This window comes from Arthrobacter sp. NPDC080082, from assembly GCF_040686595.1.
GTDB lineage: Bacteria > Actinomycetota > Actinomycetes > Actinomycetales > Micrococcaceae > Arthrobacter.
Genome location: NZ_JBFBKQ010000002.1, coordinates 369,927 through 393,648, shown reverse-complemented (window position 1 = coordinate 393,648; position 23,722 = coordinate 369,927). Strand labels below are relative to the sequence as shown.

22 protein-coding genes are annotated in these 23,722 nt (G+C 69.4%); all 22 read right to left on the bottom strand.

Features of this window, described 5'->3' with window-relative positions:
• Positions 1 to 110 precede the first annotated feature (110 nt).
• Positions 111 to 1,346: a methionine adenosyltransferase gene (gene metK, locus AB0O44_RS06210; RefSeq protein WP_290257755.1), complete on the bottom strand. Its 1,236-nt coding sequence runs from the start codon at positions 1,344 to 1,346 to the stop codon at positions 111 to 113.
• A 78-nt stretch (positions 1,347 to 1,424) separates the two neighbouring features.
• Complete coding sequence (locus tag AB0O44_RS06205; RefSeq protein ID WP_364135529.1) at positions 1,425 to 2,711, bottom strand: bifunctional phosphopantothenoylcysteine decarboxylase/phosphopantothenate synthase; 1,287 nt, start codon at positions 2,709 to 2,711, stop codon at positions 1,425 to 1,427.
• A gap of 26 nt (positions 2,712 to 2,737) precedes the next feature.
• Positions 2,738 to 3,001 (bottom strand): DNA-directed RNA polymerase subunit omega, encoded by a 264-nt coding sequence (gene rpoZ / locus AB0O44_RS06200; protein WP_138769242.1) that lies wholly within the window; start codon positions 2,999 to 3,001, stop codon positions 2,738 to 2,740.
• Between the two features lie 44 nt (positions 3,002 to 3,045).
• The gene (gene gmk, locus AB0O44_RS06195; protein ID WP_290257752.1) at positions 3,046 to 3,615 is read right to left on the bottom strand and encodes a guanylate kinase; all 570 of its coding nucleotides are present in this window, start codon (positions 3,613 to 3,615) and stop codon (positions 3,046 to 3,048) included.
• A 19-nt stretch (positions 3,616 to 3,634) separates the two neighbouring features.
• Positions 3,635 to 3,967, bottom strand: coding sequence for an integration host factor, actinobacterial type (gene mihF, locus AB0O44_RS06190; RefSeq protein ID WP_364135525.1), 333 nt, complete (start codon positions 3,965 to 3,967; stop codon positions 3,635 to 3,637).
• Positions 3,968 to 4,082: 115 nt separating this feature from the next.
• Positions 4,083 to 4,949, bottom strand: coding sequence for an orotidine-5'-phosphate decarboxylase (gene pyrF / locus AB0O44_RS06185; RefSeq protein ID WP_364135522.1), 867 nt, complete (start codon positions 4,947 to 4,949; stop codon positions 4,083 to 4,085).
• A complete protein-coding gene (carB, locus tag AB0O44_RS06180) occupies positions 4,942 to 8,265 on the bottom strand; it encodes a carbamoyl-phosphate synthase large subunit (protein WP_364135519.1) in 3,324 nt (1,107 codons plus the stop codon). Before carB ends, pyrF begins: the two co-directional genes overlap by 8 nt.
• A complete protein-coding gene (gene carA / locus AB0O44_RS06175; RefSeq protein ID WP_364135817.1) occupies positions 8,265 to 9,452 on the bottom strand; it encodes a glutamine-hydrolyzing carbamoyl-phosphate synthase small subunit in 1,188 nt (395 codons plus the stop codon). The genes carB and carA overlap by 1 nt, the downstream gene beginning before the upstream one ends.
• An 88-nt stretch (positions 9,453 to 9,540) precedes the next feature.
• Positions 9,541 to 10,059, bottom strand: coding sequence for a hypothetical protein (locus AB0O44_RS06170; protein ID WP_364135516.1), 519 nt, complete (start codon positions 10,057 to 10,059; stop codon positions 9,541 to 9,543).
• On the bottom strand, positions 10,059 to 11,408 hold the full coding sequence (locus tag AB0O44_RS06165; RefSeq protein WP_364135513.1) for a dihydroorotase: 1,350 nt from the start codon (positions 11,406 to 11,408) through the stop codon (positions 10,059 to 10,061). The genes AB0O44_RS06170 and AB0O44_RS06165 overlap by 1 nt, the downstream gene beginning before the upstream one ends.
• Positions 11,408 to 12,406 (bottom strand): aspartate carbamoyltransferase catalytic subunit, encoded by a 999-nt coding sequence (locus AB0O44_RS06160; protein ID WP_364135510.1) that lies wholly within the window; start codon positions 12,404 to 12,406, stop codon positions 11,408 to 11,410. The genes AB0O44_RS06165 and AB0O44_RS06160 overlap by 1 nt, the downstream gene beginning before the upstream one ends.
• Positions 12,403 to 13,014 (bottom strand): bifunctional pyr operon transcriptional regulator/uracil phosphoribosyltransferase PyrR, encoded by a 612-nt coding sequence (gene pyrR / locus AB0O44_RS06155; RefSeq protein WP_364135507.1) that lies wholly within the window; start codon positions 13,012 to 13,014, stop codon positions 12,403 to 12,405. The genes AB0O44_RS06160 and pyrR overlap by 4 nt, the downstream gene beginning before the upstream one ends.
• Positions 13,015 to 13,248: 234 nt before the next feature.
• Positions 13,249 to 13,659 carry a transcription antitermination factor NusB gene (nusB, locus tag AB0O44_RS06150; RefSeq protein ID WP_290257744.1) on the bottom strand — a complete coding sequence of 137 codons (411 nt, stop codon included), beginning with the start codon at positions 13,657 to 13,659 and terminating at the stop codon, positions 13,249 to 13,251.
• Positions 13,659 to 14,222: an elongation factor P gene (gene efp, locus AB0O44_RS06145; RefSeq protein ID WP_364135504.1), complete on the bottom strand. Its 564-nt coding sequence runs from the start codon at positions 14,220 to 14,222 to the stop codon at positions 13,659 to 13,661. Before efp ends, nusB begins: the two co-directional genes overlap by 1 nt.
• Before the next feature lie 147 nt (positions 14,223 to 14,369).
• Positions 14,370 to 14,888, bottom strand: a complete 519-nt coding sequence (locus AB0O44_RS06140) for a tetratricopeptide repeat protein (RefSeq protein ID WP_290257743.1) — start codon at positions 14,886 to 14,888, stop codon at positions 14,370 to 14,372.
• On the bottom strand, positions 14,888 to 15,979 hold the full coding sequence (gene aroB, locus AB0O44_RS06135) for a 3-dehydroquinate synthase (protein ID WP_364135501.1): 1,092 nt from the start codon (positions 15,977 to 15,979) through the stop codon (positions 14,888 to 14,890). Before aroB ends, AB0O44_RS06140 begins: the two co-directional genes overlap by 1 nt.
• Positions 15,976 to 16,506 carry a shikimate kinase gene (locus tag AB0O44_RS06130; RefSeq protein WP_364135814.1) on the bottom strand — a complete coding sequence of 177 codons (531 nt, stop codon included), beginning with the start codon at positions 16,504 to 16,506 and terminating at the stop codon, positions 15,976 to 15,978. Before AB0O44_RS06130 ends, aroB begins: the two co-directional genes overlap by 4 nt.
• A gap of 65 nt (positions 16,507 to 16,571) precedes the next feature.
• Positions 16,572 to 17,771, bottom strand: a complete 1,200-nt coding sequence (gene aroC / locus AB0O44_RS06125; protein WP_364135498.1) for a chorismate synthase — start codon at positions 17,769 to 17,771, stop codon at positions 16,572 to 16,574.
• 26 nt (positions 17,772 to 17,797) lie between these two features.
• A complete protein-coding gene (locus tag AB0O44_RS06120) occupies positions 17,798 to 18,658 on the bottom strand; it encodes a shikimate dehydrogenase (RefSeq protein ID WP_364135812.1) in 861 nt (286 codons plus the stop codon).
• Positions 18,655 to 20,394 (bottom strand): endolytic transglycosylase MltG, encoded by a 1,740-nt coding sequence (gene mltG / locus AB0O44_RS06115; protein WP_364135495.1) that lies wholly within the window; start codon positions 20,392 to 20,394, stop codon positions 18,655 to 18,657. The genes AB0O44_RS06120 and mltG overlap by 4 nt, the downstream gene beginning before the upstream one ends.
• Positions 20,375 to 20,989 (bottom strand): Holliday junction resolvase RuvX, encoded by a 615-nt coding sequence (gene ruvX / locus AB0O44_RS06110; RefSeq protein ID WP_364135492.1) that lies wholly within the window; start codon positions 20,987 to 20,989, stop codon positions 20,375 to 20,377. Before ruvX ends, mltG begins: the two co-directional genes overlap by 20 nt.
• Before the next feature lie 9 nt (positions 20,990 to 20,998).
• Positions 20,999 to 23,677: an alanine--tRNA ligase gene (alaS, locus tag AB0O44_RS06105; RefSeq protein ID WP_364135489.1), complete on the bottom strand. Its 2,679-nt coding sequence runs from the start codon at positions 23,675 to 23,677 to the stop codon at positions 20,999 to 21,001.
• Positions 23,678 to 23,722 lie beyond the last annotated feature (45 nt).

Sequence of the window (23,722 nt, the reverse complement as noted above, 5' to 3'; positions counted from 1 at the left end):
CGGCATTCAAAAGGCTGCGGACGCGGCCGAAAAGGCCGGTTAAAACAGGTAGCCAGGCCGCCGGTTGGCGGCCTGGCTACAGCACATCACAGAGCACTGACAATGTGGAATCAGGCGTTGAAGAAGGCCTTCAGCGCGTCCACGCGGTCCAGCCGCTCCCAGGTGAAGTCCGGTTCGTCGCGGCCGAAGTGGCCGTGCGCGGCGGTCTTGGCGTAGATCGGGCGCTTGAGGTCGAGGGCGTCGATGATGGCGCGCGGGCGCAGGTCGAAGATCTCGGAGATCGCCTCGCTGATGCGTGCCGGGTCCACGGTCTCGGTGCCGAAGGTTTCCACGTAGGTGCCCACGGGGCGGGCCTGGCCGATCGCGTAGGCGATCTGGATCTCGGCGCGTCGGGCCAGGCCCGCCGCCACCACGTTCTTGGCAACCCAGCGCATGGCGTAGGCTGCGGAGCGGTCCACCTTCGACGGATCCTTGCCGGAGAAGGCGCCGCCGCCGTGGCGGGCCATACCGCCGTAGGTGTCGACGATGATCTTGCGGCCGGTCAGGCCGGCGTCGCCCACCGGGCCGCCGATCACGAAGGCACCGGCGGGGTTGAGGATGTTGCGTGACCGGGAGGTGTCCAGGTTGGACATGGCCATCACCGGGTTCACCACCTGCTCGGCGAGGTCGGCCCGGAGCTGGTCAAGGCTGGCGCCCTCGGCGTGCTGGCTGGAGATCACGACGGTCTCGAGCGAGACCGGACGGTCGCCGTCGTAGCCCACGGTCACCTGGGTCTTGCCGTCGGGGCGCAGGTAGTCCAGCTGGCCGGACTTGCGGACCTCGGTGAGGCGCTCGGAGAGCCGGTGCGCCAGCCAGATCGGGACCGGCATGTAGGAGGGGGTCTCGTCGCTGGCGTAGCCGAACATGAGGCCCTGGTCGCCGGCGCCCTGGAGGTCGTAGTCGTCCTCCTGGCGGCCTTCGCGGGCCTCGATGGAGTTGAAGACGCCGCCGGCGATGTCGTTGGACTGCTGGCCGATGGAAACCGAAACGCCGCAGCGGGCGCCGTCGAAGCCGTTGGCGGAGGAGTCGTAGCCGATGCCCAGGATCGTCTCGCGGACGATCTGCGGGATCTCGACGTACGCGTCGGTGGTCACCTCGCCGGCAACGTGGACCAGGCCGGTGGTGGCGAGGGTTTCGACGGCGACCCGGGACTCAGGGTCCTTGGCCAGCAGGGCGTCGAGGATGGCATCGCTGATCTGGTCACAGATCTTGTCCGGGTGTCCCTCCGTCACGGACTCGGAGGTGAAGAGCCGGAGCGAGGCGGGCGTGGACCCGTGAAAGTCTGGGATGTGCAGCGGTAAAGTCACTCAACTACCTTACTGGTTGGGAACGGGCATACAGCGGCGCGTGACCTCCGGTGAGGGAGACCTTGCTAACGCCGGGTGTCAGGCGGGCGGTTGCACCCGGCTCAGCTCGGCGCTGACGCGGTCGATCACGGCAGCAGCGACATCGGACTTGCTGCCCGACGCCTCTTGGGGTTCGGAGCCGGAGCGGGCAAGGATGACTACGGAATTGGTGTCCTGGCCGAAGACCTCATCGCGGCCCACCTGGTTGACCACCAGGAGGTCGCAGCCCTTGCGCCGCAACTTGGCCTCGGCGTACTCGAGGACCCCGCCGTCGGCGTCGCCGGTCTCGGCGGCGAAGCCCACAATCAGCTGGTTGCGGGATGCGGTGTCGCGGACCTCCACCAGTTCCTTGAGGATGTCCGGGTTGCGGACCAGGGTGATGACCGGGTCGGCGGTATCGTCGCGCTTCTTGATCTTGGTCCCGGAGGTTTCGGCCGGGCGGAAATCGGCGACGGCGGCGGCCATGATGATGACGTCCGACTCGGCGGAGGCGCGCAGGGCGGCCTGCCGGAGTTCCAGCGCGGTTTCCACGCGGACGACGTCGACCCCCTCGGGCGCGGGGACGTCCATGTGCGCGGCGAGCAGCCGGACCTTCGCGCCGGCGTCGCGGGCGGCGGCGGCGAGAGCCACGCCCTGCTTCCCGGAGGAGCGGTTGCCAAGGAATCGGACCGGGTCCAGTGGTTCACGGGTACCGCCGGCACTGATGGTGACCCTGGTGCCGGCCAGCGGGCCGGGGCCGGAAGCTGTGGGGCCGGCAGGGCCGGGGGCCGCAGCACGCTCCGGGGCGTCGGGGATGCCGGAGGATTCGGCCAGCGCCATGGCGGCGGCGAAGATCGCGGCGGGTTCGGGCAACCGGCCGGGGCCGGAGTCGGCGCCGGTGAGGCGACCCGAGTCGGGCTCGAGAACGGTGATGCCGCGGGAGCGCAGGGTCTCGACGTTCGCCTGCGTGGCCTGGTGGCGCCACATCTCGGTGTGCATGGCGGGGGCCATCAGGACCGGCCCGCCGGCCATCAGCAGCGTGTTGGTGAGCAGGTCGTTGGCCTGCCCGGTGGCGGCGCGGGCCAGCAGGTCGGCCGTCGCCGGCGCCACCACGATCAGCTCCGCCTCGTGGCCGAGCCGGACGTGGTTGACGGTGTGCACGTCGTCGAAGACGCTGTTGCTCACCGGGTGCCCGGAGAGGGCCTCCCAGGTGGCAACCCCCACGAACCGGGTGGAGGCGTCGGTGGGGATGACGGTGACGTCATGACCGGCTTCAGTAAAAAGCCGGAGGAGCGATGCCGCCTTGTAGGCGGCGATCCCTCCCCCGACTCCGAGGACTATGCGCACGTGACCTCCGTCAGGCAGCAGAGCATTTACTCTGCGGCGGCCTCGATCGGCGTGGAAACGAGCTTGCCTTCGTTGATCTCGCGCAGGGCGATGGACAGCGACTTCTCGTTCAGCTTGGTGTCGACCAGCGGGCCGACGTACTCGAAGAGGCCCTCGTGCAGCTGAGCGTAGTAGGCGTTGATCTGGCGGGCACGCTTGGCACCGAAGATCACCAGGCCGTACTTCGAGTCGGCTGCCTTCAGCAGTTCGTCGATCGGCGGGTTGATGATGCCTTCAAGGTTCGTGGACACGAATTCTCCAAATTCTTACGGGCCGATACGTCCCGTGGCCGAGGTTACGGGTTCGGGGTCAGCCCCATGAGTGAAACAAGCTCGTCAGCTGCACGGCGAACGTCGTCGTTGACCACGGTGTGGTCAAACTCCGGTTCAGCAGCAAGTTCTAGTTTAGCGGTTTCCAGCCTTTGCTGCTGTTCTTCCGCGGATTCCGTGCCGCGGCCCACCAGGCGGCGGACCATTTCGTCCCAGCTCGGCGGGGCCAGGAAGACGAACTGTGCGTCCGGGACGGCCTGCTTGACCTGGCGCGCGCCCTGCAGGTCAATCTCCAGGAGGACGGAGCGTCCCTCGGCGATGGCGGCGTCCACGGTGGAGCGGAGGGTGCCGTAGCGGTTGCGGCCGTGCACCACGGCCCATTCCAGCAGTTCGCCCTTCGCCACCAGCTCGTCGAACTCGTCGGCGGTCTTGAAGAAGTAGTGCACGCCGTCCTGCTCTCCCGGACGCGGTTCGCGGGTGGTGGCGGAGACCGAGAGCCAGACGCCCGGGTAGTTGTCCCGGATGTAGGTGGACACGGTGCCTTTGCCGACGGCGGTCGGTCCGGCGAGGACTGTCAGTCCGGGTTTCTTGCTCACATATTCCTTTAGCGGTGCTTTATTTCGAACGGGGCTGCTTCTCGTCTATAAAATCTACCAGCGCAGCGCGTTGGTGGGTTCCCAGCCCCCGCACCCGGCGGGAGGCCGCGATGCCGAGCCGCTCCATGATCGCCGCGGCACGCACCTGGCCGATGCCGGGCAGGGCCTCGAGCAGTTCCACCACCCGCATGCGTGCCACCGCCTCGTCCGTTTCCGCGGCGCCGAGCAGTTCGGTGATGGACAGCCGGCCCGACTTCAGCCGCTCCTTGGCTTCGGCCCGGGTAACCCGGGCGGCGGCAGCCTTGCGCAGGGCATCGGCACGCTCCTGCGGCGTGAGGGGTCGCAAACTCACTGGGGTCCTCCCTGCGTAGCTGTTCCCGAACCTACCCTTTGGCAGCGTAGGAACGCAATGGAGGACCCCGGCCTCACCGCCCCCTGAACCCGCACGGGAGCGGTTCAGCCCGGTGTCAGGCGGTCCGCAGCCCGTCGAGGGTACGCTGGGCCGCGGCCCGCAGGCCGGCGGTGTCCGGACCCGCGGCCAGGATGTCCCGGCTCGAGGTCCCGAGGACCTGGCCGTAGGCGGCACCGAAGGTCCGCTTGAGGTCGGCGGGAGTGGCTCCCTGGGCGCCCAGGCCAGGGGCCAGGATGGGGCCGCGGACGGCTTCCAGGTCCAGGCCGAGGTCGGTCAGGGCCGAACCCACGGTGGCGCCGACGACGAGGCCCACGGAGCCCATGGCGCCGTCGTAGCGCCGGTTCTCCCCGGCCGCTGCGGTGACGATCCGCCGGGCCACGGAGTCCGCCCCACCCACGTGCTGCACGGAGGCGCCTTCCGGGTTGGAGGTCAGAGCCAGGACGAAGACACCCCTCCCGGCCTCAGCCGCGAGGTCCAGGGCCGGGCGCAGCGATTCGAAGCCCAGGTAGGGGCTAAGGGTGACGGAGTCGGCGGCCAGGGCCGAGCCGTCCCGCAGCCACGCGTCGGCGTAGGCGGCCATGGTGGAGCCGATGTCGCCGCGCTTGGCGTCGGCGATGCTGAGCACTCCCCCGGCGGTGCATTCGGCGAGGGTGCGTTCCAGCGCGGCCATGCCGGCAGAGCCGTGCCGTTCGTAGAGCGCCACCTGCGGCTTCACCGCGGCGGCGAGCGGACCCACGGCCTCCAGCACGGTGAGCGAGAAACGTTCGACGCCGGCGGCGTCGTCGTTCAGGCCCCAGGCGCTCAGCAGCGCCGGGTGCGGGTCAATACCGACGCAGAGCGGGCCGCGCACGGCCATGGCCCGGCCCAGCCGGGAGCCGAAGGACTCCCGGCCGGCCGTGGTGTCCGTGCCCTGCTCAGGCATGCTGGGCCGCGGTCCGGGCGGCTTCCTGCGATTCGGCGAGGGCCGCGGCGTGCTCCTGCAGGCTGGTGACGGACCATTCGTAGGTCCGCATCGCCTCGATCGCCTGCACCGCGGCGTTGAACTCGGCCACGGTCGTGATGCAGGGGATGCCGATGGACGTCGCGGCGGCGCGGATCTCGTAGCCGTCGCTGCGGGCCTCGCCACCGGAGGGGGTGTTGAAGACCATGTCGATCTCGCCGGCGACGATTAGGTCCGCGATGGTCCCTTCACCCTCGGCGCTGCTGCCCTCGGCGACCTTGCGGACCGGGGTGGCCTGCAGGCCGTTGCGGCGCAGCACGTCGGCGGTGCCGCCGGTGGAGACGATCTCGAAGCCGAGGTCGGAGAGGCGCTTGACCGCCATGATGACGGCGCGCTTGTCCCGGTTGGCGACGGAGACGAACACCTTGCCCTCGGTGGGAAGCGCGTTGTTGGCCCCGGCCTGGCTCTTGGCGAAGGCGGTGTCGAAGTGCTTGTCGATGCCCATGACCTCGCCGGTGGAGCGCATTTCCGGGCCGAGCAGGGAGTCGACCACCTTGCCCTCGGGGGTCCGGAACCGGCTGAACGGCAGCACGGCTTCCTTGACGGCGACGGGGGCGTCCAGCGGAAGGGTGGACCCGTCACCGGACTCCGGCAGCATCTTGTAGGCGCTGCGGAGCTGGTTGATGGTGACGCCGGCGCCGATCAGCGCGGCCGCCTTGGCCATCTGCACCCCGGTGGCCTTGGAGACGAACGGCACGGTGCGCGAGGCGCGCGGGTTCGCCTCGAGCACGTAGAGCACGTCGGAGGCCAGCGCGAACTGGATGTTGATCAGGCCGCGGACGCCCACGCCCTCGGCGATGGCCCGGGTGGCGGTCCGGACCCGGTCGATCACGTTGTTGCCCAGGGTGATCGGGGGCAGCACACAGGCGGAGTCACCGGAGTGGATGCCGGCCTCTTCGATGTGCTCCATGATGCCGCCGAGGTACAGGTCCTTGCCGTCGAAGAGGGCGTCGACGTCGATCTCGACGGCGTCCTCGAGGAACCGATCGATCAGCACCGGGTGGTCCGGGGTGATCTCGGTGGCGTTGGCGATGTAGCGGGAGAGGTTGGCCTCGTCGTAGACGATCTCCATGCCGCGGCCGCCCAGGACGTAGGACGGGCGGACCAGGACCGGGTAGCCGATCTCGTCGGCGATCTTCTTGGCATCCTCGAAGGACACGGCGGTGCCGTTCTTCGGGGCGATCAGGCCGGCCTCGTCGAGGACGCGGGAGAAGGCGCCGCGGTGCTCGGCCAGGTCGATCGCCTCCGGGGAGGTGCCGAGGATCGGCACGCCGGCGTCGGCCAGCTGCTGGGCGAGCTTGAGCGGGGTCTGGCCGCCGAGTTGGACGAAGACGCCCATGACGCCGCCGGTGCGTTCCTCGGCCGCGATGACCTCAAGGACGTCCTCGAGGGTCAGCGGTTCGAAGTAGAGCCGGGTGGAGATGTCGTAGTCGGTGGACACGGTCTCCGGGTTGCAGTTGACCATGACGGTCTCGTAGCCGGCCTTGCGCAGCGCCATCGAGGCGTGGACGCAGGAGTAGTCGAATTCGATGCCCTGGCCGATCCGGTTCGGACCGGAGCCGAGGATGATGATGGAGGGCTTGGCGTGCAGCGCAACCTCGTCTTCCTCGTCGTAGGAGGAGTAGTGATACGGGGTGTACGCGGCGAACTCGGCGGCGCAGGTGTCCACGGTCTTGTAGACCGGGCGGATGTCCAGGGCCTGCCGGACGCCGCGGACCACGGCCTCCGGGTTGTGCGTCAGGGCGCCGATCTGGGCGTCGGAGAAGCCGTGCCGCTTGGCGCGCTGCAGCATCTCCTTGGTCAGGGCGGTGGACTGGCGGATCTCGAGGGAGATCTCGTTGAGCAGCTGCAGCTGGTCCAGGTACCACGGGTCGATCTTGGTGGCCTCGAAGAGCTGCTCCACCGTGGCGCCGCCCAGCAGGGCGCGCTGGACCTGGTGCAGGCGGTCGGTGGTGGGGCGCTTGGCCTTCTCGACCAGTTCCGCAACCTCCCACTCCGGGACCGGGGTGAAGTCCAGCTGCGAACCCTTCTGCTCCAGGGAGCGGAGGGCCTTCTGCAGGGCCTCGGTGAAGTTGCGGCCCATCGCCATGGCCTCGCCCACGGACTTCATGGTGGTGGTCAGCGTGGGGTCCGCGGCCGGGAACTTCTCGAACGCGAAGCGCGGGACCTTGACGACGACGTAGTCCAGGGTCGGCTCGAAGGACGCCGGGGTCTTCTGCGTGATGTCGTTCGGGATCTCGTCCAGGGTGTAGCCGAGCGAGAGCTTGGTGGCGATCTTGGCGATCGCGAAGCCGGTGGCCTTGGAGGCCAGGGCCGAGGAGCGGGAGACGCGCGGGTTCATCTCGATGACGACGACGCGGCCGGTGTCGGGTTCGACGGCGAACTGGATGTTGCAGCCGCCGGTGTCGACGCCGACCTCGCGGATGACGGCGATCGCGATGTCGCGCAGCCGCTGGTACTCGCGGTCGGTCAGGGTCAGGGCCGGGGCGACGGTGATGGAGTCGCCGGTGTGGACGCCCACCGGGTCGAAGTTCTCGATCGAGCAGACCACCACGACGTTGTCGTTCTTGTCGCGCATCATCTCGAGCTCGTACTCCTTCCAGCCGAGGATGCTCTCTTCGAGCAGCACCTCGGTGGTGGGGCTGTACTGCAGGCCCTGGCCGACGATGCGGCGCAGGTCGCCCTCGTCGTAGGCGAGGCCGGAGCCGAGGCCGCCCATGGTGAAGGAGGGCCGGACCACCATCGGGTAGCCCAGGTCTTCGGCGGCCGTGAGGGCCTCGTCGATGGTGTGGATGATGTGGCTGCGGGCCGATTCGGCGCCGCAGCGCTCCACGACGCCCTTGAACTTTTCCCGGTCTTCGCCGAGTTCGATCGCGGCGATGTTGGCGCCGATCAGTTCGACGTTGTACTTCTCCAGGACGCCGTTCTTGTCCAGGGCGATCGCGGTGTTCAGCGCGGTCTGGCCGCCCAGGGTGGGCAGGACGGCGTCGGGGCGTTCCTTGGCGATGATCTTCTCGACCACCTCGGGGGTGATCGGTTCGATGTAGGTTGCGTCGGCGAACTCCGGGTCGGTCATGATGGTGGCCGGGTTGGAGTTGACGAGGATGACGCGCAGGCCTTCGTCCTTGAGGACGCGCAGTGCCTGGGTGCCGGAGTAGTCGAATTCGGCCGCCTGGCCGATCACGATCGGGCCGGAACCGATGACCAGGACGCTCTTCAGGTCAGTTCTCTTGGGCATTACTTCTTGTCCTCAGTCTTGGAGTCGGTGGAGGTCGTGGTGCCGACGTTCGCGGCCGCGGTCTTCGTGCTCTCCATCAGGTCGATGAAGCGGTCGAAGAGGTAGGCGGCGTCGTGCGGGCCGGAGGCCGCCTCGGGGTGGTACTGGACCGAGAAGGCGGGGATGTCCAGGCAGTTCAGGCCCTCGACGACGTCGTCGTTGAGGCTGACGTGGCTGACCTGGACGCGGCCGAAGCGCTCCTCGGGGGCCACCGTGTCGCCCGCCAGCGGGGCGTCGACGGCGAAGCCGTGGTTCTGCGAGGTGATCTCGACCTTGCCGGTGGCGCGGTCCATGACCGGCTGGTTGATCCCGCGGTGGCCGTAGCGCAGCTTGTACGTGCCGAAGCCGAGCGCACGGCCGAGGATCTGGTTGCCGAAGCAGATGCCGAAGTAGGGCAGCTTGGCGTCCAGCACGGAGCGGAGCAGGCCCACCTGGGTGTCGGCGGTGGCGGGGTCGCCGGGGCCGTTGGACATGAAGACGCCGTCGGGGTTGACGGCCTTGACGTCCTCCAGGGTGGCGGTGGCCGGCAGGACGTGGACCCGGACGCCGCGCTCGGCGAACCGGATGGGGGTCATGCGCTTGATGCCAAGGTCGATCGCGGCGATGCTGAACCGCGGCTCGCCTTCCCAGCCCCAGTCGGCGGGCTCGACCGTGTAAGCCTCGTCGACGCTGACCTCCTCGGCCAGGCGGGAGCCTTCCATGGGGGCGCTGGCGAGGACGGCGTCGACCAGTTCCTTGTCCGTCGCGCGGGCGGCGTCGCCGGAGAAGATGCCGGCGCGCATGGTCTTGTGTTCGCGCAGGTGGCGGGTGATGGCGCGGGTGTCCACGCCCTGGATGCCGACAACGCCCTGCTCGGTGAGCTCCTCGTCCAGGCTCCGCTCGGAGCGCCAGTTGGAGGGGCGGCGGGCGGCGTCGCGGACGACGTAGCCGGCCACCCAGATGCGGCGGGACTCGGCGTCGTCCTTGTTGACGCCGGTGTTGCCGATGTGAGGCGCGGTCTGCACCACGAGCTGGCGGGCGTAGGAGGGATCCGTAATGGTCTCCTGGTAGCCGGTCATGCCGGTGGCGAAGACGGCCTCGCCGAGGGCGGTGCCGGTGGCGCCGTAGCTGCGGCCGCGGAAGATGCGGCCGTCCTCGAGGACAAGCACGGCGGGCTCCGGCGCGGCGGGGACGCCGGCGGCGGTCCCGGACTCGGACTTGTCTTGCTCTGTTGCGATCACTGGTTGCGTCACGTCGTTACTTTCCACTTTCGGCTTCTGCCTGGGGGGCAGCGGAGATCAAATCATTGAGAACGGTCAGGAGGGCGGTCTTGTCCTCGGCGCGGCGGCTGCGGAATCCGGTATCCAGCTCGCGGGTCCCGAGCATCCAGCTCAGGACCAGGAGCCCGTCCTGTTCCACGAACTTGCCGGCCATGCCGCTTTCCTGGCGTACGCCGGTAAGGCATTCCACGGGGATGAAGAGCGGACCCGCGCCGGCGCGGTCAAAGAGGACGCCGTCGCGGTGCACGGAGAGGCCGGCGTTGGTGCGCAGGCCGAGCCCATGGACGGCGATCCGGTCCAGCCAGTCCCCCGCGGTGGTGGTGGCCACGTACTGGCCCTCGGCCTCGGCCAGGGCCGGGCCAAGCGCGTCGGGGGCCTCGGGCAGCGCCGGGATGTCCGCCTGGCGTCGGAGCCGGTTGCGCCAGCCCAGCCCGATCAGCACCAGCGCCACGGCCACCAGGACCAAAACCAGGAGCAGCGAGAGTTCCTTGACCATCAGGGGCGCCCCGCCGTGTCCGCGGCGTCCCAGCGGTAGGGGGTGTTCAGCGCGCCGTCGAGGACGGTCGGGTGGCCGTGCAGGAAGGTGGCCATCACCTTGCCCGGGAGTTCCCGGCCGGCGAATGGAGAGTTGCGGCCCATGGTTGCCATCTTAGAAGGGTCAACGCTCCAGCGCGCAGCCGCGTCCACCAGGATGACGTTCGCGGGTTCCCCGGCCTCCAGCGGCCGGCCCTGGTCTTCCACCCGGCCGATCGCGGCGGGGGTGGTGGAGGTCACGCGGGCGAAGTCGGCCCAGTCCATCAGGCCGGTTTCGATCATGGTGTGCTGGACGACGGAGAGGGCGGTCTCCAGCCCGGTCATGCCCATGGCCGCCTGCGCCCACTCGCACTCCTTGTGCTCGCTGGGGTGCGGGGCGTGGTCGGTGCCGACCACGTCGATGGTGCCGTCGGCGAGGGCGGCGCGCAGGGCCTGGACGTCCTCGTCGGTGCGCAGCGGCGGGTTGACCTTGTAGACGGGGTCGTAGCTGCGGACCAGTTCGTCGGTGAGCCAGAGGTGGTGCGGGGTGACCTCGGCGGTGACGTTGATGCCGCGGGACTTGGCCCAGCGGATGATCTCGACCGACCCGGCGGTGGAGACGTGGCAGACGTGCAGGCGGGAGCCGACGTGCTGGGCCAACAGGACGTCGCGGGCGATGATGCTTTCCTCGGCCACCGCGGGCCAGCCGGCGAGGCCGAGGACGGCGGAGACGGCGCCCTCGTTCATCTGGGCCCCGGCGGTGAGCCGGGGTTCCTGCGCGTGCTGGGCGACGACGCCGTCGAACGCCTTGACGTATTCGAGGGCGCGGCGCATCAGGACCGGGTCGCTGACGCAGATGCCGTCGTCGGAGAAGACCCTGACCCGGGCCCGGGAGTCCGCCATGGCGCCGAGTTCGGCGAGCTGCTCGCCGGCCAGGCCGACGGTGACGGCGCCGACCGGGCGGACGTCGGCCCAGCCGGCGGTGCGGCCCAGGCTGAAGACCTGTTCGACGACGCCGGCGGTGTCCGCAACGGGGTTGCTGTTGGCCATGGCGTGGACGGCGGTGTAGCCGCCCAGGGCGGCGGCGCGGGTGCCGGTCTCGACCGTTTCGGCGTCCTCGCGGCCGGGTTCGCGCAGGTGGGTGTGGATGTCCACCATGCCCGGCAGTGCGACGAGGCCGTGCGCATCAATCACGGTGACGCCGTCGTCGTTGGCGAGGTCGGTGCCGCGGGCGGCGATGACGCCGTCGCGGATCAGCAGGTCTTCGGCCGGGCCGCCGAGGATCGAGGCGCCACGGATGAGGTAGCTGCCGGTCTGGTGCTGCGGTGCCATCAGTGGCTCTCCTTGGAGTGGGTGGGGGCTGGCTCGCGGGTGTCGCCGGAGAGCAGCAGGTACAGGGCGGCCATCCGGACGGACACGCCGTTGCGGACCTGGGCCAGGACGGTGGAGCGCGGCGAATCGGCGGCGGCGGAGGAGATCTCCAAGCCGCGGTTCATCGGGCCGGGGTGCATGATGATGGTGTCCTTCAGGCCCAGGGTGTCCAGGGCGCGGAGGCGGTTGTCATCGAAGCCCCAGCGGCGGGAGTACTCCCGGGTGGTGGGGAAGAACGAGGCGTTCATCCGCTCCCCTTGGACCCGGAGCATCATCATCGCGTCGACGCCGCCGGCGAGGGTCTGGTCCAGGTCGTAGCTGACGGTGCAGGGCCAGTGTTCGACGCCGATGGGCAGCAGCGTGGGCGGCGCGACGAGAGTGACCTCTGCGCCGAGGGTGCGCAGCAGCCAGACGTTGGAGCGGGCCACCCGGGAGTGCAGGACGTCGCCGGCGATCGCGACGCGCATCCCGGTCAGGTCCGCCCCGGTGGAAGGGACGCCGGCGAGCTTCGACCAGTGCCGGCGCATGGTGAAGGCGTCCAGCAGGGCCTGGGTGGGGTGTTCGTGGGTGCCGTCGCCGGCGTTGATGACGCCGGCGTCGATCCAGTCCGTGGCGGCGAGCCGGTGCGGGGCGCCGGAGGCCCAGTGCCGGATGACGACGGCGTCCGCGCCCATCGCGGCGAGGGTCTGGGCGGTGTCCTTGAGGGATTCGCCCTTGGAAACGGAGGAGCCCTTGGCGGCGAAGTTGATCACGTCCGCGGACAGCCGCTTGGCGGCGGCCTCGAAGGAGATCCGGGTGCGGGTGGAGTCCTCGAAGAAGAGGTTGACCACGGTGCGCCCGCGGAGGGCGGGGAGTTTCTTGACCTCGCGGTCGCCGACGGCGGACATTTCCTCCGCGGTGTCGAGGATGCGGATCGCGTCTGCGCGGCTGAGGTCCCCGGTGGAAAGCAGGTGCCTCATGCGGTGGCCTCGACGGCTGCCTCGATGACGACCTCGTTGACGGGGCGGCCGTCCGCGCTGTCGGTTTCCTCGAGCCGGACCCGGACCTTCTCGGCGGAGGAGGTCGGCAGGTTCTTGCCGACGTGGTCGGCGCGGATCGGCAGTTCGCGGTGGCCCCGGTCGATCAGGACGGCCAGGCGGACGATCCTCGGCCGGCCCAGGTCCACGAGGGCGTCGAGGGCGGCGCGGATGGTGCGGCCGGAGTAGAGGACGTCGTCGATGAGGACCACGACCTTGTTGTCGATGCCGGTGCGCGGGAGCTGCGTGGGGTAAGGGGGCCGCGTGGGCTGGTGCGAGAGGTCGTCACGGAACATGGTGACGTCGAGTTGGCCGACGATGGCGGCGGGATCCACGGACGGATCGGCGGCGGCGATCTTCGCGGCGAGCCGGACGGCCAGCGGGTAGCCGCGGCGCGGGATGCCCAGCAAGACCAGGTCCTGGGAGCCCTTGTTGGACTCGAGAATTTCGTGGGCTATACGAGTGAGTGCCCGGTCGATGTCGGCCTGGCTGAGCACGACGCGGCTCAGCTGAACCGTCGCCGGTACCGGTGATTCCGGAACAGAAGTCATCGCTCGTCTCCCCTTTCCCCGCCTCACGGGACGGAATTAAAAAAGGAACATTTGCTCTTTCAAATTACCACACGGGCCCCGGCGCTTCGGGTCTCCGGGACGCGGTGTGCATCACACGGGCGAGAACAGCCAGACAGACGCGAAAGGGCCGGCGCCCGCCGTGATGGCGGGCGCCGGCCCGGAGTTTTTCGCCGCAGAGTCCCCCGTCATGGGGGCGCTTCGGTGCCGGCCGGATCAGGCCAGCAGCGACGGCTTCAGCTGCTGCAGCCGGCCCAGCAGGCCGTTGATGAAGGACGGGGACTCGTCCGTCGAGAGCGTCTTGGCCAGCGCCACCGCCTCGCTCACCGCGACGCCGTCGGGGACGTCGTCGTTGTAGAGCAGTTCCCAGGTGCCCACGCGCAGGATGATGCGGTCTACGGACGGCATCCGTTCCAGCGACCAGCCCTGCGAGTAGGTTTCCAGGAACTCGTCGATGGCGGCCTGGTGTGAGACCACGCCCTCGACGATCTCCAGGGTGTAGGGGTTGATGACCTGATCCGTCTGTTCACGACGGGAGCGCAGCACATCGAATGCGGAGACGGAACGCTGTTCCGCCTCGAAAAGAACATCCAGGGCCCTGCTGCGGGCCTTACCGCGGGCGCTCACTAGTCGTTGACCCGGCCAAGGTAGCTGCCGTCGCGGGTGTCGACCTTAATTTTGGTGTTGTTCTCGACGAACAGCGGCACCTGGATCTCATAGCCGGTTTCCAGGGTGGCGGGCTTGGTGCCGGCGGAGGAGCGGTCGCCCTGCAGGCCCGGCTCGGTGTAGGTGATTTCCAGCACGACGCTCGGCGGCAGTTCGATGTAGAGCGGGTTGCCCTCGTGGATGGCGATGTTGACCATCTGGTTCTCGAGCATGAAGTTGGTGGCGTCGCCGACGGTGGCGGCCGGCACGGTCAGCTGGTCGAAGTCCGAGGTGTCCATGAAGACGAAGTCGGCGCCGTCCTGGTACAGGTACTGGTAGTCGCGGCGGTCCACGGTGGCGGTCTCGATCTTGAGGCCGGCGTTGAAGGTCTTGTCGACAACCTTGCCGGACATGACGTTACGCATCTTGGTGCGGACGAAGGCGCCGCCCTTGCCGGGCTTGACGTGCTGGAATTCGATGATGTTCCAGAGCTGGCCTTCCAGCTTCAGCACGGTTCCGTTCTTGATGTCGTTGGTCGTTGCCACAGTATCCTCAGGTTTCGTCAATGGCCGGTCTAAGCCGCCAGCCGTGTATGCCATGCGGGCGCGCCCAATGGGCGGCTCCGCGCGTGTTTTTCAAAAATCCAAGATCCATTCTACCGGCTTTACGGATGCAGTGCCGGACGGGGTCCCTCAGGAGGCCAGGTCCAGCACGTCCCGGGCGCGCTGCAGGGCCACGGTTGAGGAGTAGATCAGGGCCGCGTCGGCGGCGCCGGCCACCCGGAGGTCCAGGGCCTTGGCGAAGGACTCGACGGCCGCAGCGGTGTTGCCGGCCGCGAAATAGGAGCGGCCCAGGTGCTGCCGGACGGAGGCCTCCTCGGGGGTGCCTTGCGCCTCGGCCAGCAGCTGCCGGTAGAGTTCGACGGCGCGGTCGGAGCGGTGCGAGACGCGCAGCACCTCCGCCTCGAACATCCGGAGCCGGAAGGAATCGGGGTCCTTGTACCGGGCCTCGGCGAGCAGCTCGGCCGCCTCCCCGGGGTGGCCCTCGACGAGCCGGACGAAGATCAGGTCGGTGGGGTCCTGCGACGCGGCGAGGGCGTCGGCGCAGGCCTCCTCGTTGACCAGTTCCGGCATGAGCGTGCGCGGGTTGATCCGGATGCCGGGGAACCCGGCGTCCGGCCACTCGCTGGTGCCGCCGTTGTCGCTGATCATCAGGAGGCAATCTCCTGGTAGGCGGCGAAAAGCAGCGAGGTGTCCGGGACATCGAGGATTCCCGGACGGCCGACGCCGTCGAGCACCACGAATCGCAGCAGGTCGCCGCGGGACTTCTTGTCCCGGCGCATACCGTCGAGCAGTGCCTGCCAGCGGTCGCGGCGGTAGGTGGTGGGCAGGCCGAGGCTTTCCAGGATGGCCCGGTGCCGGTCGAAGTCGGCGTCGCTGAGCCGGCCCACGCTGCGGGCCAGTTCCGCGGCGAACATCATGCCGACGGACACGGCGGCGCCGTGCCGCCAGGAGTAGCGCTCGGCGAGTTCGATCGCGTGGCCCAGGGTGTGGCCGTAGTTCAGGATTTCGCGCTGTCCGGTTTCCTTGAGGTCCTCGGAGACGACGCGGGCCTTGACCGTGATGGCGCGTTCGATCAGTTCCCGCAGGACCTCCGAGCGTGGGTCGGTGGCGCCCACGGGGTCCTTCTCGATCAGGTCGAGGATGGCCGGGTCGGCGATGAAGCCGCACTTGATGACCTCGGCGAGGCCGGAGATGATCTCGTTTTTCGGCAGCGTGTCCAGGGTGTCCAGGTCGGCCAGGACGCCGGCGGGCGGGTGGAACGCGCCCACCAGGTTCTTGCCCTCGGCGGTGTTGATCCCGGTCTTCCCGCCGACGGCGGCATCCACCATGCCGAGCAGGCTGGTGGGCATGTGGACCACCTTGATGCCGCGCAGCCACGTGGCGGCGACGAAGCCCGCGAGGTCGGTCACCGCTCCCCCGCCGACGGCGACGATCGCGTCGGAGCGGGTGAAATCGTTCTGGCCGAGCACCTGCCAGCAGAAGGAGGCGACCTCGATGTGCTTGCCTTCTTCGGCGTCGGGGATTTCCGCGGTCAGGGCGGTGAAGCCGGCGGTGCCGAGTTCCTCGCGGACGGCGTCGCCGGTGAGCCGCAGGGCGCGCGGGTGGATGACCAGGACGCGCTTGACCCGCTCCCCCAGCAGCGCCGGGAGGCCGGCGAGCAGGCCGCGGCCGACGACGACGTCGTAGTTCTCCGACGCCGACTGGCCGGTGACGGGGATGGTGGTTGATTCGTTGCTCACAGTTCCACTTTCTTTGTTGCCGCCGGGGCCGCCGCGGCGGTGCCGGCGGGGCGCCGGAGCGCATCTTCAAGTCGGTGTGCCAGGTCCGCGACGCTGCCGTGACGGACGTCCAGGACGATGTCGGCGAGGCGTTCGTAGACCGGTTGGCGGGTGGCAAAGAGGGTCCGCCACCGTTCCATGGCGTCCCCTGCCAACAGCGGCCGGCCGGAGTTCCGGGCGATCCGGTCCGCCACCGTGCCGGCGTCGCATTCGAGATAGACCACGGTGCAGCCGGCGAGCAGCTGCTGGGTGCCCGAGTCCAGGACGGCGCCGCCGCCGAGGGAGATGACGGTCGGCAATTCGGCGGCGTCTTCCACGGCGCGGGACACGGCCCGGGCCTCCATCTCGCGGAAGGCACACTCGCCCCGGCTGGCGAAGATGTCCGCGATGGCGCCGTGCTGGCTGACCACCTCGGCGTCGGTGTCGATGAACCGGGCGCCGAGGTGCTGCGCCAACTGCTGGCCGATCGCAGACTTGCCGACGGCCATCGGCCCGATCAGGACGATCGGGGCCCGGCTGCCGGCCTGCCGGCGCGGCGTTTCACTGGCAGGCACTAGTGGCCGATCGAGTCCAGGGACGCCGGGATGTTGTCCAGGTAGCCCTTGAGGTTGCGGGCGGTCTCGGCAACCGAGTCACCGCCGAACTTTTCGGCCACGGCCTCGGCCAGGACCAGTGCCACCATGGCCTCGGCGACGACGCCGGCGGCCGGGACCGCACAGACGTCCGAGCGCTGGTGGTGGGCCTTGGCGGCCTCGCCCGTGGCGACGTCGACCGTCTTGAGGGCCCGGGGCACGGTGGCGATCGGCTTCATGGCGGCGCGCACGCGCAGCACGTCGCCGATGCTCATGCCGCCCTCGATCCCGCCGGCGCGGTTGGAGGTGCGGATGATCCGGCCCTCGGAGTCCTTGACGATCTCGTCGTGGGCGGCCGAGCCGCGCCGCGAGGCGGTGAGGAAGCCGTCGCCGACCTCGACGCCCTTGATCGCCTGGATGCCCATCAGGGCGGCGGCGAGGCGGGAGTCCAGCCGGCGGTCCCAGTGGACGTAGCTGCCGAGTCCCGGCGGCAGGCCGTAGGCGAGGACCTCGACGACGCCGCCGAGGGTTTCGCCCTCCTTGTGGGCGGCGTCGACCTCGGCGACCATGGCGTGGGAGGTTTCGCGGTCGAAGCAGCGCAACGGATCCGAGTCGAGGGCCAGCACGTCCGAGGGAACCGGCAGGGGCTTGCCCTCAGGGACGGAGACGGTGGCGATGGAGACGGTGTGGGAGACCAGTTCGATGCCGAGCTGGGAGAGGTAGGCGGCGGCCACCGAGCCGAGGGCCACGCGGGTGGCGGTCTCGCGGGCGCTGGCGCGCTCCAGGACGGGGCGGGCCTCGTCGAAGCCGTACTTCTGCATCCCGGTGAAGTCGGCGTGGCCGGGGCGGGGCCGGGTCAGCGGGGCGTTGCGGGCCTGGTCCGCGAGGGTCTCCGGGTCCACCGGGTCCGCGGACATGATCTGTTCCCACTTGGGCCATTCGGTGTTGCCCACCTGGATGGCGATGGGGCCGCCCTGGGTCAGGCCGTGGCGGACACCGCCAAGGATGCTGACCTCGTCCTGTTCGAACTTCATTCGGGCGCCGCGGCCGTAGCCGAGCCGGCGCCGGGCAAGCGCCTCGACGATCCGGGGACTGCTGAGTTCGACGCCGGCGGGGACGCCTTCAATAATTCCGACCAGTGCCGGGCCATGGGATTCACCGGCGGTCAACCAACGCAACATAGCTTCCATCCTGCCATGTGCGGCACTCAGAACACCCGTCGAGGTGCCCCTACTGCGTCACACATCACATCTATGACTTCGGCGGGCATCGGCCCGTCGACGGCTGCGAAAAGCCGGACCTGTTCGATCGCCTGGTAGAGCAGCATTTCCAGGCCGGGGACCACGGTTCCGCCGCCCGCGGTCCACGCCGCGGCGATCCGGCTGGGCCACGGGTCGTACGCGGCATCGAGCAGGATGCCAGGCGTCGCGGCGCCGGCGGCGGCGAGGTCCGCTCCGGTTCCGTCCGCGGCGCGAGGCGGCAGGGTGGAGACGACGACGTCGTAGCCGGGGAGTTCACGGGCCGCCTCCACGAGGGGCCGGAACTGCAGGTCGATGCCGACGCCGGCGGCGGCGGCGCGCACGTCGGCGGCCCGGACCGCGTCGCGGACGAAAACCGTGGCGGAAGCGGTGCCGAGGTCGCGCAGGGCGGCGACGGCGGCCGCGGCGGTTCCGCCCCCGCCCAGCACGGCGGCGGTCGGCGCATCCGGGGCGCCGGCGTAGCGGAGGGCGTTGACGATGCCGGCGACGTCGGTGTTGTACCCGACGAGGCGCGGACCTGCGGGCCCGGGCTCGAGTGCGACGGTGTTGACCACGCCGAGGGTCTCCCCCACGCCGCGGACCTCGTCCACGGCCGCGGCCATGGCGGCCTTCAGCGGCATCGTCACCGAGAGCCCCCGCCAACTGTCCTCAGCGCGGACCGTCGACAGGAACCCGGGCAGGGCGTCGACGGTGACATCGATCGCCTCGTAGCCGATGTCCACGCCGAGTGCCGCGTAGGCGGCCCGGTGCAAGGCCGGGGACTTCGAATGCCCGATGGGGTGGCCGAGGACGGCCGCCCGTCCGGTCACACGCAACGGTTCGGGTTGGCGCTGCACCAGGCATTGTACTTAGCCACGTTGACGTTGTGCTCCGCCAGCGTCTTGGCGAACAGGGTCTCCTTGGTGTCCAGGTTGACCGTCACCCAGTAGAGGTAGTCGTTCGTCTTCGGCTTGGCGGCGGCGTCGATGGCGGTCTTGCCCGGCGAGCCGATCGGACCGGCGGGCAGGCCCTGGTTGGCGTAGGTGTTGTACGGGTTCGACTTGTCCGCCTTCTGCGCCTCATCGATGTGGAAGCTGCGGATGCCCAGGCCGTAGGTGACTGTGGCGTCGGACTGGATCAGGCCGCCGGTCTCCGTGTTGTTGGGCTTGAGGCGGTTGTAGATGGCGCCGGCGACGTCACCGTACTCGGCCTGGCCGCCCTCGGCCTGGACGATGCTGGCGACGGTCAGGACGTCGTACTGCTTGGCCGGGTCGGTGATGCCCTGGGCCTTCAGCTCGTCCAGGGTGCTGCCGACCAGTTTCGTCAGGACGTCCTTGGCTGAGGTGCCCAGCGGGAAGCGGTATTCGCCGGGGAACAGGAAGCCCTCAAGGTTCTTGGCCTTCGCGGGAACGCCGAACTGTGCCGGGGAGTCGCTGAGCGCCTTGAGCTCGGGGACCGGCACGCCGGTGCCTTCGGAGATGGCCTGCAGGGATTCGTTGATGCGCATGCCGGCGCTGAGGGCGAAGTACATGACCTTGCCGCTGCCCTTGTTCAGCAGGATGTTGACGGCATCGGTGTTGTTCATTTCCTTGCGCATGCTGAAGGTGCCCGGGGTGAGGGCTCCGCCGGCAGCCACGAAGGCCTTGACGAAGTTGTCCGGGTTGGCGATGACCTGCTTGGCCTGCAGGTCCGCGGCCACGGACTTGGGGCCTGCGCCGGCCGGCACGGTGATGGTGACCTCGCCGGTGCCGGGGCCCGGGTAGTCCGCAACCGTGTTGCCGCCGAGCAGCGGCTTGATGAACTGGGCGCCGACGACGATTGCGACGACGAAGACGGCGAGGGTCAGGACCAGGGCCAGGAAGCGGCGGCGGCGCCGGACCTTCTTGGACGGGCCCTTGGCGACGGGGATGCCCGCGGCGCCGATCAGGTCGCGGCCGTGCTCCTCTTCGTCGTGGTGGTCTTCGAGGGGGTGCCCGGCGTAGGCCGCGCCCTCATGGTGGTCGTCGAGGTGCTCGTCGTAGTACGCGGCGCCGTCGGCGGGGTGGCCGTACTGCAGGGCGTCGGCACGGCGGAGGGTTTCCTCACGGGAGAGACCCCCGGCGTATTCGTGGACGGGCTCCTGGGCCGCGTCGTGCAGCTCGTGGGCCGGCTCCTCGTGGGCGGCCTCTGCGAAGGCGGGGGCAGCGTAGCCAGCCTCGTGGTGCGCCTCTTCGGCGGGCACAGGCTCGACATGGACGGGCTGCTGGGCCGGTTCGTGCACGGGCACCTGGTCGGTGTGCGCGTCGTGGACCGGCGCTTCGTGGACCGGTTCCTCCTGCACGGGCTCGGCGTATGCGGGCTCCTGGTGCACGGGTTCCTGGACCGGTTCGTGCGCGGGTTCCTGATGGGACGGCGCCTCGGGGGCGGCCTGCTCCTCCTGGCCCGTGACATAGGCCTGCGGCGGGACGACTTCGTGGTTCTGGGTGGCCAGGAACTTCTCCTGGGCCCGGATTTCCTTGCGCGTCAGCGGGCGGTCTGCGCCGCCAGTGGCAAAACCAGAGGACTCGTCATTGTTGACCGGGCTCACTGTAGCCTTCCATTTCGGGCAGAATGCGTTGTGCAGAATGCGCGTTTAAGTCCGGGGCGGCCTGAGCGCCGCCACCGGTCGGCCCCGGCTGCGGGTCCGCGCTGACGCGGCGACCCACTTCCGTCCCCCTGGCCTTTTGCATATCGATTGCGTGTTGCAGTATCCCTGCGGCCGCAACCTGATCAACCACTTTACGATGGTCGCGGCTGCTCATGCCAGCTTGGTGCAGGTCCCGGTGCGCTGAAACGGTGCTCAGTCGCTCGTCAACCAGCCAGACGGGAATGTCGGCGTCGGCCGCCCGCAGGGTACTGACCAGTAGCTTTGCATAGTCGGAAGCCATTGTCGCGGAGGCGTGCTCCTCCCCCTTCATGGTGCGGGGCAGGCCGACAAAAATTTCCACGACGTCCCGCTCCAGCGCCTCCCGGACCAGGATCCTGACGTCGGAAGCTTTCTTGGCGTCACGCTTGAGCGTCCGGAGCGGGGTTGCGAGGATGCCGTCAGGGTCACACACGGCCACCCCCACGCGCACGGTGCCGACGTCTACCCCGAGCTTCACGCCCCGGAGGTAGCCGCCGGGCACCATAGCGTCAACCATCCGCGGCCTTTAGCGCTTGGTGATGGCGTCGACGACGGCGGTCAGGGCTGCCCCGACCTTGCTAACGTCGGTGCCGCCGCCCTGGGCGACGTCGTCCTTGCCGCCGCCGCCACCGCCGAGGATGCCGGCGGCCAGGCGGACCAGCGCGCCGGCCTTGACGCCGGCCTCACGGGCGGCCTCATTGGTGGCCACCAGGATCACCGGGCGGTCGTTGCTGACGCCGGCCACCGCGACGGCCGCGGCGTCGGAGCCGAGACGGGTGCGCAGGTCCAGGGCCAGGCCGCGCAGGTCTTCCGCGCCACCGATCTGGCCGGCGTCGTGGGCGATGACCTTGACGCCCGAGGCGTCCTTGGCGGTGCCCACCAGTTGCGCGGCGGCGGCGGTGAGCTGCTCCTTGCGGAGACGCTCGAGTTCCTTCTCGGTGGCCTTGAGCTTGGCGAGGGTGCCGGCGATGCGCTCGGTGAGCAGGCCTGAGGGCACCTTGAGCATGTCGGTGAGCTCGGTGACCAGGGCGCGTTCGGCGGCCAAGTGCCGGAAGGCGTCCATGCCGACGAAGGCCTCGACGCGGCGGTTGCCCGAGCCGACGGACTGCTCACCCAGCAGCGACAGGCTGCCGATGAGTGAGGTGTTGGACACGTGCGTGCCGCCGCAGAGCTCGCGGGACCAGGCGCCGTCGATCTCCACGACGCGGACCTCGTTGCCGTAGTTCTCGCCGAAGAGCGCCATGGCGCCGAGTGCCTTCGCCTCGGCCAGGCCCATGATCTTGGTCTCAACCTGGTAGTTGTTGCGGATGGCGATGTTGGCGACCTCTTCGATCTCCGAGCGGGTGGCCGTGCTCAGGCCCTCGCCCCAGGAGAAGTCGAAGCGGAGGTAGCCGGCCTTGTTGAAGGAGCCGCGCTGCAGCGCCTCCGGCCCGAGGATCTGGTGCAGGGCGGCGTGCACGATGTGCGTGCCCGTGTGTGCCTGCTCGGCTGCGTGCCGGCGTTCGCGGTCGACGGCGGCGAGGACGCGGGCGTCGGCGCCGATTTCACCCTCGCGGACGATCGCCTTGTGGACGCTGAGGCCCTTGATGGGGCGCTGCACGTCCAGGACCTCGACGACGAAGCCGTCGCCGGTGATCAGACCGGTGTCGGCGGCCTGGCCGCCGGCCTCGGCGTAGAACGGGGTCTCGGCCAGGACGAGTTCAATCTCCTCGCCGGTGGCGGCGTGGCCCACCTTGCGGCCGTTGGCGAGGATGCCGCGGACCGTGGACTCGCCGGCGAGCTCGGTGTAGCCGGTGAAGACGGTCTCACCCGCGGTCAAAAGCTCCTGGAAGGCGCTCATGTCCGCGTAGGCGCCCTTCTTGCCCTTGGCGTCGGCCTGGGCGCGCTGGCGCTGTTCCAGCATGAGCTTGCGGAACTCGGGCTCGTCGACCTTGAGGCCGGCCTCCTCGGCCATTTCCAGGGTCAGGTCGATCGGGAAGCCGTAGGTGTCGTGCAGGGTGAAGGCGTCGGCGCCGGAGAGCGGGCGGCCGGCGGACTTGGATTCCTTGACCGCGTCCTCCAGCCGGGCGGTGCCGGAGGCGATGGTGCGCAGAAATGCCTTCTCCTCGGCGTAGGCGATCCGGCTGATCCGGTCGAAGTCGGTCTCCACGATCGGGTAGACGCCCTTCATGGCGTCGCGGGAGGCCGGGAGCAGCTCGGGCAGGCAGGCCTTCTCGACGCCCAGCAGGCGCATGGAGCGGACGGCGCGGCGGATCAGGCGGCGCAGCACGTAGCCGCGGCCCTCGTTGGAGGGGGTGACGCCGTCGGCGATCAGCATCAGGGCCGACCGGATGTGGTCGGCGACGACGCGCATGCGGACGTCGTCGGTGTGGTGCGGGTCCTCGGGGGTTTCGGCGGAGGTGTACGCCTTGCCGGAGAGCTCGGCGGCCTTGTCGATGACGGGACGGACCTGGTCCGTCTCGTACATGTTCTCGACGCCCTGCAGGATCATCGCGAGGCGCTCCATGCCGAGGCCGGTGTCGATGTTCTTCTTGGGCAGTTCGCCGGTGATGTCGAAGTCCACCTTGGAGCGGACGTTGTCGATCTGGTACTGCATGAAGACGAGGTTCCAGATCTCGATGTAGCGGGTCTCGTCGGCCAGCGGACCGCCCTCGATGCCGTAGGCGGGGCCGCGGTCGTAGTAGATCTCTGAGCAGGGGCCGGCGGGGCCGGGCTGGCCGGTGGACCAGTAGTTGTCCGACTTGCCCATCCGCTGGATTCGCTCGGCCGGGACGCCGGTGTTCTTCAGCCAGAGTTCCTTGGCCTCGTCGTCCTCTTCGTAGACGGTGACCCAGAGGCGCTCCGGCGGCAGGCCGTAGCCGCCGTCGTCGACGCTGGTGGTCAGCAGCTCCCAGGCAAACTTGATGGCGTCTTCCTTGAAGTAGTCGCCGAAGGAGAAGTTGCCGCACATCTGGAAGAAGGTGCCGTGGCGGGCGGTCTTGCCCACCTCTTCGATGTCGCCGGTGCGGATGCACTTCTGGATGCTGGTGGCACGCGGGTAGGGCGGCTCCTCACGGGCGGTGAGGTACGGGATGAACGGGACCATGCCGGCCACCGTGAACAGCAGGGAGGGGTCGCTGGAGACCAGGGAGGCGGAGGGCACGGCGGTGTGTCCCTTGCTGACAAAAAAATCGATCCAGCGCTTGGTGATCTCCTGCGACTTCATAACCTGGTTACTAACCCTTCAATAATTCTTTACAACGTAGGTGGC

Bases quoted from the DNA above. Each gene is read 5' to 3' on its own strand.
- pyrF (WP_364135522.1), bottom strand. From the start codon at position 4,949: ATGCCTGAGCAGGGCACGGACACCACGGCCGGCCGGGAGTCCTTCGGC.
- carB (WP_364135519.1), bottom strand. From the start codon at position 8,265: ATGCCCAAGAGAACTGACCTGAAGAGCGTCCTGGTCATCGGTTCCGGC.
- AB0O44_RS06170 (WP_364135516.1), bottom strand. From the start codon at position 10,059: ATGGTCAAGGAACTCTCGCTGCTCCTGGTTTTGGTCCTGGTGGCCGTG.
- AB0O44_RS06165 (WP_364135513.1), bottom strand. From the start codon at position 11,408: ATGGCACCGCAGCACCAGACCGGCAGCTACCTCATCCGTGGCGCCTCG.
- AB0O44_RS06160 (WP_364135510.1), bottom strand. From the start codon at position 12,406: ATGAGGCACCTGCTTTCCACCGGGGACCTCAGCCGCGCAGACGCGATC.
- pyrR (WP_364135507.1), bottom strand. From the start codon at position 13,014: ATGACTTCTGTTCCGGAATCACCGGTACCGGCGACGGTTCAGCTGAGC.
- AB0O44_RS06140 (WP_290257743.1), bottom strand. From the start codon at position 14,888: ATGATCAGCGACAACGGCGGCACCAGCGAGTGGCCGGACGCCGGGTTC.
- AB0O44_RS06130 (WP_364135814.1), bottom strand. From the start codon at position 16,506: ATGGCCGTCGGCAAGTCTGCGATCGGCCAGCAGTTGGCGCAGCACCTC.
- aroC (WP_364135498.1), bottom strand. From the start codon at position 17,771: ATGTTGCGTTGGTTGACCGCCGGTGAATCCCATGGCCCGGCACTGGTC.
- ruvX (WP_364135492.1), bottom strand. From the start codon at position 20,989: ATGGTTGACGCTATGGTGCCCGGCGGCTACCTCCGGGGCGTGAAGCTC.
- alaS (WP_364135489.1), bottom strand. From the start codon at position 23,677: ATGAAGTCGCAGGAGATCACCAAGCGCTGGATCGATTTTTTTGTCAGC.